The sequence below is a fragment of the Synechococcus sp. BSA11S genome, from assembly GCF_014224355.1.
Lineage (GTDB): Bacteria > Cyanobacteriota > Cyanobacteriia > PCC-6307 > Cyanobiaceae > Regnicoccus_A.
In genome coordinates, this window is sequence record NZ_VNWP01000003.1 from 161,375 (window position 1) to 172,320 (window position 10,946).

14 protein-coding genes are annotated in these 10,946 nt (G+C 66.2%); 1 reads left to right on the top strand and 13 read right to left on the bottom strand.

The features are described 5' to 3' along the window. Positions 1-54 precede the first annotated feature (54 nt). Positions 55-1,194, top strand: a complete 1,140-nt coding sequence (ald, locus tag FPZ61_RS04065; RefSeq protein ID WP_185465080.1) for an alanine dehydrogenase — start codon at positions 55-57, stop codon at positions 1,192-1,194. Here ald and FPZ61_RS04070 read toward each other — a convergent pair. The 13 genes from FPZ61_RS04070 to FPZ61_RS04130 form a co-directional block, all read right to left on the bottom strand. After that, positions 1,106-2,284, bottom strand: coding sequence for a DUF3326 domain-containing protein (locus FPZ61_RS04070; protein ID WP_185465081.1), 1,179 nt, complete (start codon positions 2,282-2,284; stop codon positions 1,106-1,108). The two genes, ald and FPZ61_RS04070, sit on opposite strands and share 89 nt — an antisense overlap. Beyond that, the gene (locus FPZ61_RS04075) at positions 2,281-2,505 is read right to left on the bottom strand and encodes a hypothetical protein (protein WP_185474756.1); all 225 of its coding nucleotides are present in this window, start codon (positions 2,503-2,505) and stop codon (positions 2,281-2,283) included. The genes FPZ61_RS04070 and FPZ61_RS04075 overlap by 4 nt, the downstream gene beginning before the upstream one ends. Before the next feature lie 11 nt (positions 2,506-2,516). Continuing rightward, positions 2,517-2,840: a 2Fe-2S iron-sulfur cluster-binding protein gene (locus FPZ61_RS04080; protein WP_185465083.1), complete on the bottom strand. Its 324-nt coding sequence runs from the start codon at positions 2,838-2,840 to the stop codon at positions 2,517-2,519. A 75-nt stretch (positions 2,841-2,915) separates the two neighbouring features. Continuing rightward, positions 2,916-3,683: a TIGR02466 family protein gene (locus FPZ61_RS04085; protein ID WP_185465084.1), complete on the bottom strand. Its 768-nt coding sequence runs from the start codon at positions 3,681-3,683 to the stop codon at positions 2,916-2,918. After that, entirely contained in the window at positions 3,661-4,614 is a 954-nt protein-coding gene (locus tag FPZ61_RS04090; RefSeq protein WP_185465085.1) for a F0F1 ATP synthase subunit gamma, read from the bottom strand. Before FPZ61_RS04090 ends, FPZ61_RS04085 begins: the two co-directional genes overlap by 23 nt. A gap of 12 nt (positions 4,615-4,626) precedes the next feature. Then, complete coding sequence (gene atpA / locus FPZ61_RS04095; protein WP_185465086.1) at positions 4,627-6,144, bottom strand: F0F1 ATP synthase subunit alpha; 1,518 nt, start codon at positions 6,142-6,144, stop codon at positions 4,627-4,629. A gap of 62 nt (positions 6,145-6,206) precedes the next feature. Next, complete coding sequence (gene atpH, locus FPZ61_RS04100) at positions 6,207-6,755, bottom strand: ATP synthase F1 subunit delta (protein WP_185465087.1); 549 nt, start codon at positions 6,753-6,755, stop codon at positions 6,207-6,209. After that, positions 6,755-7,285, bottom strand: a complete 531-nt coding sequence (locus FPZ61_RS04105; RefSeq protein WP_185465088.1) for a F0F1 ATP synthase subunit B — start codon at positions 7,283-7,285, stop codon at positions 6,755-6,757. The genes atpH and FPZ61_RS04105 overlap by 1 nt, the downstream gene beginning before the upstream one ends. Next, on the bottom strand, positions 7,282-7,752 hold the full coding sequence (locus tag FPZ61_RS04110) for a F0F1 ATP synthase subunit B' (protein WP_185465089.1): 471 nt from the start codon (positions 7,750-7,752) through the stop codon (positions 7,282-7,284). Before FPZ61_RS04110 ends, FPZ61_RS04105 begins: the two co-directional genes overlap by 4 nt. A gap of 131 nt (positions 7,753-7,883) precedes the next feature. Continuing rightward, complete coding sequence (gene atpE, locus FPZ61_RS04115) at positions 7,884-8,132, bottom strand: ATP synthase F0 subunit C (RefSeq protein ID WP_185465090.1); 249 nt, start codon at positions 8,130-8,132, stop codon at positions 7,884-7,886. Positions 8,133-8,295: 163 nt separating this feature from the next. Beyond that, complete coding sequence (gene atpB / locus FPZ61_RS04120) at positions 8,296-9,024, bottom strand: F0F1 ATP synthase subunit A (RefSeq protein ID WP_185465091.1); 729 nt, start codon at positions 9,022-9,024, stop codon at positions 8,296-8,298. Positions 9,025-9,087: 63 nt separating this feature from the next. Continuing rightward, the gene (locus FPZ61_RS04125; protein ID WP_185465092.1) at positions 9,088-9,618 is read right to left on the bottom strand and encodes an ATP synthase subunit I; all 531 of its coding nucleotides are present in this window, start codon (positions 9,616-9,618) and stop codon (positions 9,088-9,090) included. Positions 9,619-9,665: 47 nt separating this feature from the next. Continuing rightward, the gene (locus FPZ61_RS04130) at positions 9,666-10,889 is read right to left on the bottom strand and encodes a trans-aconitate 2-methyltransferase (protein ID WP_185465093.1); all 1,224 of its coding nucleotides are present in this window, start codon (positions 10,887-10,889) and stop codon (positions 9,666-9,668) included. Positions 10,890-10,946 lie beyond the last annotated feature (57 nt).

Consider the following 10,946-nt stretch of genomic DNA (forward strand, 5'->3'; position numbering starts at 1 on the left):
AAAGCTGGCGATCGGGCGGCCAGCCCGCCAACCTGGAAGGAGCTTCTCAATGGCATGGCCAGCATGGGCCCGGCGGCACCGATCGCGAGCATCGGTGTTCCCAGGGAGATCAAACGGGACGAACAGCGGGTGGCCCTCAGCCCCGATGGGGTCAGGGAGCTGGTCTCCCAGGGACTTGAGGTGCGCGTCGAGGCCGGAGCGGGCAACGGTGCGGGCATGGAGGATGAAAGCTACGCCGAGGCTGGAGCACGGCTGGTCGACCGCGAGGAGGCCTGGGGCGCCCACCTGGTGGTGAAGGTGAAGGAACCTCAGCCGGAGGAGTTCCCCTTCCTGCGCAGCGATCAGGTGCTGTTCACGTACCTCCACCTGGCCGCCTATCCCGAGGTGGGCCAGGCCCTGCTGGACGCGGGCACCACCGGTGTGGCCTACGAAACTGTTCAGCTCGACAACGGCAACCTGCCGCTGCTGGCGCCGATGAGCGAGATCGCCGGACGGCTGGCCGCCCAGGTGGGCGCCCACCTGCTCGAGAAGCCCCACGGCGGCCGGGGGGTGCTGATGGGCGGCTGCGCTGGAGTGCGGCCGGCACGGGTGATCGTGCTCGGGGCCGGCACCGTGGGCTGGCATGCCGCCAGGGTGGCCGCGGCCATGGATGCGGAGGTGTTCCTGCTGGACCACACGCCCCAGCGCCTGCGCATGCTCGAGCCCCAGCGGATCGGTCGGATGGTCAGCCTGGTGAGCAACAACAGCCTGATCGAGCGGCTGGCGCCCAGTGCCGACCTGGTGGTGGGGGCCGTGCTCACTCCGGGCAGCCGGGCCCCGACCCTGGTGAATGAGGATGTGGTGAAGCGGATGAAACCGGGTTCGGTGATCGTCGACGTGGCCATCGACCAGGGGGGCTGCATCGCCACGAGCCGCGAGACCACCCACACCGAGCCTGTGGTGACCATCCATGGCGTGCAGCACTACGCCGTGGGCAACATGCCCGGGGCCGTGCCCTTCACCTCCACCGAGGCCCTGGTGAGTGTCACCTTGCCCTACATCATGGGCATCGCCGGGCGGGGACTGGTGGAGGCGGTCACCGAGCGGCCCGAGCTGCTCTCCGGACTCAACACGGTGGATGGGGCCGTGTGCCATCCCGGAGTGGCCAAGGCCCTGGGGATGCCGACCCGCCATCCGATGGCCTGTCTGCGCTGAGCTGCTCCAGAGACGGCAGGGGCCGCCGCAGAGCATCGGGCTGCAGCCCTTCGCGCAGGGCCAGCACCATGCCGGCGGCCTCGGCATAGCTGGCTGCGGCGATCGCGCGCAGGCCAAGGTCCTCGGCGCTCACCTTCAGCACCGACTGATTGCCCTCGACGGCGATCAGCGGGATGCTTCGCTCCGCGCAGGCCAGAACGGCCTCACCGCCAAGGGCGCCGGCAGGGGCCACCACGGCACCGATCCGGCTGGGGTGGATCAGCGACTCACCAAGGTGGTCCATCAGGGGCTGCGGCCCGACGGGGAACAGCTGGCTTGCGAGCGGACCCAGGGGAATCAGGTCGGGGGCCCGACTCAGGCCCACCAGAACGCAGGGCAGAAAGGTGTGGCCCAGTTCTTCAGCCGCAGCCAGGGGATCCAGCCGCGGATCCAGAGGCAGGGAGGCCAGGGCCGGAGCATGGGCGCAGGGGAGCCCCAGCTGGTGACTGAGCAGATGACTGATCACCGCTTCTGCACCGGCCAGGGCATCCACGCCGCTGCCCTGGCGGTAGGAGGCCAGCGCAGCACTGCCGGGATCATCCGGGAAGCGGGCCACCACGGCGATGGCGGTGGCACCGGCCCGCTTCAGACGTTCCCCGGCTCTGATCAGGGCATCCGGTCGGCCGAGTCCACCACTGCTCGCCCCGCTGGCCGCCAGCGAAAGGGTCACATCCAGGGGAACGTCGGTGCTGAGAACAGGGCCGATCGACAGGCCCAGACTGGCGCGGCAGGCCTCAGCGGCCTGCAGGTGGCGCAGCCTCAGGTCCTGCTCGATGCCCGCATCCAGCAGCAGTCCCACCCGCTGCGCCGCCACCGGGGCCAGGGCCAGATCACCCGCTGCGAAACGATTCAGTCCCCAACCCTCCACGTAATGAATCCGCGGGTCACTCCAGTAGAGGGCCGCCGCGTTGAGGGCATTGGGATGGGTGATCAGGCAGCCTGAGGCCGCTGCCAGCAGCCTGGCGGCGGGCAGGGCATCGCCGGCATAGCCCCCGATGGCGCAGCCGATCCCGGTGGGGATCACCAGCAGGGTGGGCAGAGGCCGGCTCAAGGGAACTGAAGCAGCACCGCTTCGATCCGCAGCCGCCGCGATCCATCTTCGGAGGGCCGCACGGTGGTGATGGCCCAGCGCAGGGGCTCCCCCCGCTCAGCCAGAGCCGCGCGCAACTGGGGCAGCAAGGGACCGGGCGCCGCCAGCAACCAGAAATCGACCGGCTCAAGCCGGGGCCATGAGCTGAAATCAGGGCTCGTCGGGATCTCCGGGTCTGGCACTGGAAGAGGGTTCAGCGCTGGTACTGGCCGAACTGGGCCTCATAGAGCGCATCCTCCTGGCCCGCCACCAGGATCAGATCGCTGCGGGGATAGGACACACAGAGCAGGGCGAAGCCCTCGGCCTGGAGGTCAGCCTTGACTCCCATCGCATCGGGTTGATGCACCTCACCCTGACGGAGGCGGGCCGCACAGGTGGTGCAGACCCCTGAGCAGCAGGAGCTGGGCAAGGGAACACCCGCCGCCTCCGCGGCGGCCAGCACGGTCTGATCAGGCTGGCAGGGGAAGGTGTGAGTCACGCCGTCGAGCTCGGCGGTCACGGTGAAGCTGTCACTCATGGCGTGGTGGAATCGCGGCAGAAAAGCTGTCGCGGTGCGGGGCGGTTGCGTGGGGGTGACCGCCGATCCAGCGGTTCACTGCACCATCTTCCCGGACCGTGGGGCCCCGTCGGGGAGAAGCTCCAACCACTGGCTGGGATGGGGCGCAAGGTATTCGGGCGGCTGGGGCCGGTCGGGCCCGCTGGCCGGCGCCGTCAAGACAAGATCGAAACTGATCGAGAGGCGCAGATCATCGTCGTCTTCACTGGCGAGCACGGCATGGTCCACCCTGGCAGGGAAGAGCACCAGCAGGCCCGCCCGCGGGGCCAGGTCGTGCCAGCCGGCATTGAGGGGATGACCCATGGTGATCGGCCCGTCATGGCCCACGGCGAGTCCGGGAACCAGCTCATTGCTTCGGCCTCCATCGAACAGCCGCAGGCAGCCGCTGCGGCCGCTGCCATCGCCATTGAGGTAGTAGACGGCACTGAGGTGGGCGTTGGGATGGTGGTGACGGCCAACCCCCTGGCCCGGCTCGGCCACGACGGGCCAGCAGCGCTGCAGGTGCAGCCTGACCCGCTCCAGGTCGAACCCGAGAGCGAAAAGATAGTGCTGCGCCTCAAGGCTCACCTGCGACAGCAACCAGGCGAACTCAGGCCGCTGATGGACCTGCCAGACACCATGAAGGTCCCCGGTCCAGGCACAGCCCGGATCCGGGTTGGAGTGATGCCCGCCCCGCAGGGCCAGCACCTGTTGAAGCATCAGGGCTGAGTCGATCGGATCCGGACGCAGTTGCACCTGGGCGACCGCCAGGGGGAACAGGCTGTGGATCTCGCGATCCGGCTCAGGCCATGGCTGTGGCACCACCCACCACTTCGAGGATTTCCTGGGTGATGGCCGCCTGACGGGCCTTGTTGTAGTCAAGGGTCAGGCTCTTGGCCAGGGCCTTGGCGTTGTCGCTGGCGTTGTTCATGGCCGTCATTCGGCTGGCCAGCTCACTGGCCGCCGACTCCTGCAGGGAACGCAGCAGCTGGTTCTCCAGGTAGAGCGGCAGCAGGGCGTTGAGCAGCTGATCCGGGCTCTGCTCGAAGACAAAGTCCGACTGAAGCGCGGGCTCCTGGTTCGGAGCGGTGCCGCGCTCCACGGCCAGGCGACCCTCACGGGTGGTCAGGCGGAAGATCTCGTCGTCGGGACTGGCGACACCCTGGGGATCGAGGGGCAGCAGGGTCTGGGAGACAGGGGCGCTGTTCACCAGGTTGATGAACTTGGTGTACACCATCTCGACACGATCCGTGGAGCCGGAGAGGAACTCGGCGAGCACCTGATCGGCGATGTCACGGGCCTCCTCGGCATTGGGCACCTGGTCGAGCCCGGTGAAGGTGGCCGTGATCGGATACGAACGGTTCTGGAAGTAAGCGATGGCCTTGCGTCCGATCAGCACCAGGGAGATCTCGTAGCCCTTGCCCTTCAATTCAGCGAACCGCTGCTCGGTGCGCTTGATGATGTTGGCGTTGTAGCCACCACACAGACCCCGATCGGCACTGACGGCCAGCAGGGTGATGTGGTGAAGCGGACGCTCCTGCTCGAGCAGGGGGGTGTTGACCACATCTTCGAAGCGCATGCGCGACTGAAGATTCTCGAGCACCCGGGCCAGACGGTCGGCGAAAGGTCTGGATCGGAGCACCTGCTCCTGGGCACGCCGCACCTTGGCGGCTGCCACCAGGCGCATCGCCTCGGTGATCTTGCGCGTGTTCTTGACCGAACTGATCCGGTCGCGGATTTCCTTGAGATTGGCCATGGTGGAGGGACCTCAGGCGGCGGCCAGAAGGGTGGACTTGACTTCGTTGATGGCGTCCTTGAGCATCGACTCGGCCTCCTCGCTGAGCACCTTCTCGCTCTGAACCTTGGCGATGTAATCGGGCTTGTTGCTCTTGAGGTAGTCGCGCAACTCGCGGCAGAACTGTGCCACCTGATCCACGGGCACCTCGTCGATCAGTCCCTTGACACCGGCATACACCACGGCCACCTGCTCAGCCAGGAGCAGCGGGCTGAACTGGGGCTGCTTGAGCAGTTCACGCAGACGCTTGCCACGGCCCAGCTGGGCCTGGGTGGCGGCATCGAGGTCAGAGGCGAACTGGGAGAAGGCGGCCAGTTCATCGAACTGGGCCAGCTCCAGTTTGAGGGTGCCGGCGATCTTCTTGATCGCCTTGGTCTGGGCGGCACCACCCACCCGGCTCACAGAGATGCCAACGTTGATGGCGGGGCGCAGACCGGAGTTGAACAGGTCGGAGCTGAGGAACACCTGGCCATCCGTGATCGAGATCACGTTGGTGGGGATGTAGGCCGAAACGTCGCCGGCCTGGGTTTCGATGATCGGCAGAGCGGTCATGCTGCCCTTGCCCATGGCATCGGAGAGCTTGGCGGCCCGCTCCAGCAGACGGCTGTGGCAGTAGAAGACGTCGCCGGGGTAGGCCTCCCGCCCGGGCGGACGGCGCAGCAGCAGGGACATCTGCCGGTAGGCCTGGGCCTGCTTGGTGAGGTCGTCGTAGACCACGAGAGTGGCCTTGCCTTCGTACATGAAGGACTCGGCAATGGCCGCACCGGTGTAAGGAGCCAGGTATTGCAGAGCCGCGGGCTCGGAGGCACTGGCGGCCACCACCACGGTGTAATCCAGGGCTCCGCGCTCGCGCAGCACTTCGACCACGTTGGCCACTGAGGCCGACTTCTGGCCGATGGCCACATAGACACAGACCACATCCTCACCCTTCTGATTGAGGATGGTGTCGATGGCGATGGCGGTCTTGCCGGTCTGACGGTCGCCGATGATCAGCTCGCGCTGGCCACGACCGATTGGGATCATGGCGTCGATCGCGGTGATGCCGGTCTGCATCGGCTCATGCACCGACTTGCGCTGAATGATGCCGGGGGCCATCGACTCGATCAGGCGGGTCGACGTGGTGGCGATATCACCTTTGCCGTCAATCGCCACCCCCAGGGGGTTGATGACGCGACCCAGCATGGCCTCGCCCACCGGCACCTCAGCGATGCGAGTGGTGGCCTTGACGGTGCTGCCTTCCTGAATCCCAATGCCATCGGTGAGAAGCACGGCGCCGACGTTGTCGTCCTCGAGGTTGAGGGCGATGCCTTCACTGCCGTCGTCGAACTGCACCAGTTCACCGGACATGACCTGCTGCAGGCCATAGATGCGAGCGATGCCGTCACCCACCGACAACACGGTTCCAACGTTGCTGACCGAGACGGACTTGTCGTAGTCCTCGATCTGCTGCTTGAGGATGGCGCTGATCTCGTCGGGGCGGATGGAAACCATGGGTGGAGATCCCCGGATGGGGAGGCGATGGAAGGAAGAAGGGGAAGGCGGAGGGGGAAGGGCTAGCCGGCCTTGGCCAGAGCGAGACCGAGGCGGCGCACCTGGCCGGCCAGGCTGGCGTCGATCACCTGGGAGCCCACGCTGACGACGAAACCACCGATCAGAGCTGGATCGATGTGCAGATCGAATTCCACCTTGTCGGTGCCGGCCACGGCCAGAACCTTGGTGTGAAGGGCCTGCTGCTGCTGCTCACTCAGCGGCGATGCGGAGGTGATCCGGGCGAGGGCGATGCCCCGCTGCTCCCGGTAGAGCCCCAGGAAACGATCCAGCACTGCATCGAAGATGCTGATGCGTTGGCGGTCAGCCAGAAGCTTGAGCAGGTTGAGGAACGTCGGGGTGACGTCCTTCTCGAAGAGGATGACCAGAATGTTCTTCTTGGCCTCAGGCTCGAGAACCGGGGAGGAGAAAGCAGCACGCAGCTCCGGGGAGGCATGCCAGATCTCGAGCAGATCCTTCGCCTCCTTGGCCAGCTGATCAGTTTCCTGGCGCTGGTCAGCCACCTGAAGCAGGGCTTCGGCGTAGGGCGTGGAGATGGAGTTGAGAAGAGGCATCAGGCTTGCCCGAGGCTGTTGATGGATTGATCGATGAACCGAGCCTGAGCTTCGGCATCGAGCTTGCCGGGAAGGGAGGCCAGAGCCTTGTCAACGGCCCGGCGGGCAGCCTCGAGGCGCAGCTGTTCGCTGACGCGGCGAGCCTCCGACTGGAGGTCGGCGACGGCTCCATGCTTGAGGCGGGCCATCTCCTCGACGGTGCGGCGCTCGCTCTCCAGCCGAAGGGCATCGGCACGGGCCTTGGCATCGCTGCGGATCAGCTCGGCCTTCTTCTGAGCCTCGGCCAGGTCTTTCCTGGCCGAGGCCAGTGCAGCAGTGGTGTCCTGAAGGCGTTGCTCGGCATCCTGAAGATCAGAGAGGATCGCCGCCCGCCGTGACTCAAGGATTCCACCGAGCACCTTGGGCAGAAACCAGACCAACGCGGCGATCACGATCGCCAGGTTGATGATGTTGGTTTCGAAGAGATCGAGGTTGAGGCCGAGACCTCCCTCGCTGGCCAGCAAGGCCGGGATCGTGAGGAAGAAACTCATTGAACAGCAAGCAAACGGGTGACGATCAGATCGCCGAGCCGGTCGGCTTCGCCATTGAGGGTGTCTTCAGCCTGCTGGCGCTGGCTGTCGATCTCCCGCCGTGCGGACTCACGGCTGGCGTTGGCTTCAGCCTGGGCCTCGGCCAGGGCGCTGCGGTATAGACGATCCATCTCCTGCTCCGCGTCGACGATCAGGGTCTGGGCCTGCTGACGGGCTTCGCGCAACTGATGGCGCAGATCGGCTTCCAGTCGCTCGGTCTGGGCCAGCTGCTGCTTGGCTTCGGCCCGGCTGGTGGAGATGTAGCTCTCACGCTCCTCGACGGTCTTGCCGACAGGGCGGAAAAAGAGAGCGTTGAGAATGAAGGTGAGGATGACCACCTGGACCGCCATCAGCGGCAGGGTGGCGTCGAGGTCGAACAGACCTCCCTCGGGAGCACCTGCTGCGGCAAGCAGTAGCCAGCTGGTCATGGGGCGGGGTCGCTGGAGGGATCGGGTGGTCCGCACCGGCCTGAGGCCGGAGGGGACGAAATGGAGCGGAAGGCCGAGGGATCGGGGACCGTGGGTTCAGCCTCGGTGCCCCGGTCCTGCCGGGAGGACGATCAGCCGGCGAAGGGATTCGCGAACAGCAGCACCAGTGCCACGACCAGGCCGTAGATGGTGAGCGCTTCCATGAACGCCAGGGACAGCAGCAGGGTGCCGCGGATCTTGCCTTCGGCTTCGGGCTGGCGGGCGATGCCCTCGACAGCTCCCTGGGCAGCACTGCCCTGGCCGATGCCGGGGCCGATGGCGCCGAGGCCGACGGCCAGACCGGCAGCCACAACAGACGCTGCAGAAGTGATGGAATCCATGGTGGAACGTTGGGGATGTGGGGCGCCGGAAGAGCGCGGGATGAACCTGGCGGCTGGGACATCTCCGCTGGGGAGATGGGCCCGGATTGAGACCGGACCTGCGCGCAGGAGATTTAGCAGAACGGCTGACCGGCCCGGAAGGGACCCGTCGGCCCACGGTTAGTCAGTGATGTTCTTCGTGCACCGCTTCACCGATGTAATACGCGGCAAGGGTGGCGAAGATGAGCGCCTGGATGGCACTGGTGAACAGGCCCAGGAACATGGCCGGCAAAGGCACGATCAGTGGCACCAGGAACGCCAGCACGGCCACCACCAGTTCATCGGCAAGGATGTTGCCGAACAGACGGAAGGAGAGCGAGAGAGGTTTGGTGAAATCCTCGACGATCTTGAAAGGAAGCATGATCGGGGTGGGTTCCACGTAGTACTCGAAGTACCGGAAGCCCTTACGGCTCAGTCCTGCATAGAAGTAGGCAAGCGACACCAGCAGAGCCAGGGCGATGGTGGTGTTGATGTCGGCGGTGGGTGCTCCGAGCTCCCCGCTGGGGAGATGGATCAGCTTCCAGGGCACCAGAGCACCACCCCAGTTGCTCACGAAAATGAACAGGAAGAGTGTGCCGATGAAGGGGAGCCAGTCGCGGTAGGCCTTCTCACCGATCTGCTCACGGGACAGGTCACGCAGATAGCCCCAGATGAACTCCAAAAGGTTCTGAACACCCCGAGGATCCCGCTCGAGCTTGCGGGTGCCGGCCACCACAAGGGCGAGCAGCGCACCGATGACCAGCCAGGAACTCAGGAAGACCTGGCCATGAATCTGATAACCACCGACCTGCCAGTAGAGGTGCTGACCCACCTCGAGTTCGGCGAAAGGAAGAAAAAAAGGCAACGGAACCATCGAGGGGTACAGAGGGGCCGCTGAAGCGACGGATGGATTGATCTGGGGACTGGGGATCCTTGATCAGGGGCGGACGAATGCCTGAAGCAGGAGAGCCGGCTTGTAGAGCAGGAATCCGATCAGAGCGGGAAGGATCTCCAGCTGGGGGATGCGCGAGCAGCCCAGCACGAGCACCACCGGAACGAGCAGCTGACCCTTGCCCACCTGCTTGGAGTCGGGACCGATACGCTCAACTCCGCGTGCAAGAAGCCGCAGATAGAGCATGCCTGACACCGCTCCTGCCGAAAGGCTCAGGGCTGTGGTCCGATCGAACAGAAGCGCCGTCACGGGAACAGCGACTACCGAGACGAGCAGCGTGGACAGCAACAGACGCCGTTGAAGGCGGATGTAATCGTCCATGCCGTTGTCCGGCACGTCCACGTCCACCACGGAGGCGGACTCGGCGGTTGGGGCCGGTGGCACCAGAGCAGGAACCACCAGTTCTCTTCCGGCCAGGCCACGCAGCAGGGACGCCCGCAGATCAGAAGCCTCCTGAGGGGACACCTCAGGGGAATCAGGGCCGGCTGGGGTGCCGGATGCGGGAGTGGCCTGCAAGCGCGTCAGCACATTGGAAAAGGCGCGCGGAATCTATCACAAACCTGTTACATCCCAGCCCCAGCGGACGTCCCGGCAGGTGCCAGCAACAACAGGCGACGGCGCCAGAGAGTCCGCGCCACCGTCGCCAGCTGGGTGAGCGACCAGCCCAGGGGCAGCAGACGGATCGGGGTTGACTCGGGCGCCGCCTCCAGGGCCTTCAGCAGCGCCAGCTCCTGATCGTCGAGCTCGATCGGCCGCAGGTCGGGGTCCAGCAATGTGGCCCCCGGCCACCCCCACAGGCAGGGGTTGCGGCGGCCGCTGGCCTCCAGCAGCGACTCCTCCTGCTCCCAGTCGCTGAAGGCAAGGGGGCCACGGCTGAGAAAGAACTCGAAGTGGCTGATGTCGGGGTCGAGGCTTTCCACCAGGGCCCAGCGCTCACGATCGGGAAGGGCCCTGGCTCGCTCAAGCAGCTCTCCCTGCAACAGGCGGGCCGGATCCCAGACCTCGGGATTGGAGAAGCCGGCGAATTCAAGACCGGCACTGGCCACGAAACGGAACAGGCTCTCCAGGTCGTAGCTGGTCTCCTGGGGATGGAGGTACATGTCGGCGAAATTGGCATCCGCCGCGGTGTCGAGGGCCCAGCGCTGTTCGTGGTGGCGCCGCAGGCGGTTGGTCTCGGGCAGTTGCTCGAAGAGTGCACGTCCCAGTCGCAGCCCCTCGCCATCCCCCACCACCTCCAGGGCGGTGAGGGCGCGCTGCACCCGGTGGATCTCCCAGCGACCGCCATCGGCATACAGAAACAGGTGAAGGAGCCCACCCGGCCTGAGCAGCGTGGCCAGCGACCGCAGTCCGGCCTCGGGCTGGCGCAGGTGGTGCAGCACCCCCACCGAATTGATCAGATCGAAGGGGCCTTCCCCATCGAGATCCAGCAGACTTCTGTTCTCCAGGCGCAGCGAGGAGCAGTGCCGGGCGCCGCCGGAGCGGCGCAACCGCTCGCGGGCCAGCTCCAGGGCACCGGGGCTGATGTCGACCGCCAGGATCTCCGCTCCGGGGTTGAGGTGAGCGAGGTAATCGGTGCTCACCCCTGTGCCGCAGCCCGCATCGAGCAGCCGTGGCGGCGGGCCGGGCTCAGGCAGGCGGCCTGTGCAGGCGCTGCTGACGCATGGGTAACACCATCGCCAGTTGTAACCAGGTGGTGGGCCGTCCTGCAGAGGATCCCCGGGGTAGGGGAAGCGGTCGTAGAAGGCGCTCACCGCCGGCGTGGCGGCATCGGCGGGGCCTGGGCTCATCGGCGAATGGATGCGATCCAAGGGGGAGCTTTTCATGGGCCGGGCCCCGGGATGGCG

Coding starts and splice junctions, on each gene's coding strand:
- atpH (WP_185465087.1), bottom strand. CDS start 6,755: ATGCCTCTTCTCAACTCCATCTCCACGCCCTACGCCGAAGCCCTGCTT.
- ald (WP_185465080.1), top strand. CDS start 55: ATGGCCAGCATGGGCCCGGCGGCACCGATCGCGAGCATCGGTGTTCCC.
- FPZ61_RS04130 (WP_185465093.1), bottom strand. CDS start 10,889: ATGAGCCCAGGCCCCGCCGATGCCGCCACGCCGGCGGTGAGCGCCTTC.
- FPZ61_RS04110 (WP_185465089.1), bottom strand. CDS start 7,752: ATGACCAGCTGGCTACTGCTTGCCGCAGCAGGTGCTCCCGAGGGAGGT.
- atpA (WP_185465086.1), bottom strand. CDS start 6,144: ATGGTTTCCATCCGCCCCGACGAGATCAGCGCCATCCTCAAGCAGCAG.
- FPZ61_RS04105 (WP_185465088.1), bottom strand. CDS start 7,285: ATGAGTTTCTTCCTCACGATCCCGGCCTTGCTGGCCAGCGAGGGAGGT.
- atpE (WP_185465090.1), bottom strand. CDS start 8,132: ATGGATTCCATCACTTCTGCAGCGTCTGTTGTGGCTGCCGGTCTGGCC.
- FPZ61_RS04090 (WP_185465085.1), bottom strand. CDS start 4,614: ATGGCCAATCTCAAGGAAATCCGCGACCGGATCAGTTCGGTCAAGAAC.
- atpB (WP_185465091.1), bottom strand. CDS start 9,024: ATGGTTCCGTTGCCTTTTTTTCTTCCTTTCGCCGAACTCGAGGTGGGT.
- FPZ61_RS04080 (WP_185465083.1), bottom strand. CDS start 2,840: ATGAGTGACAGCTTCACCGTGACCGCCGAGCTCGACGGCGTGACTCAC.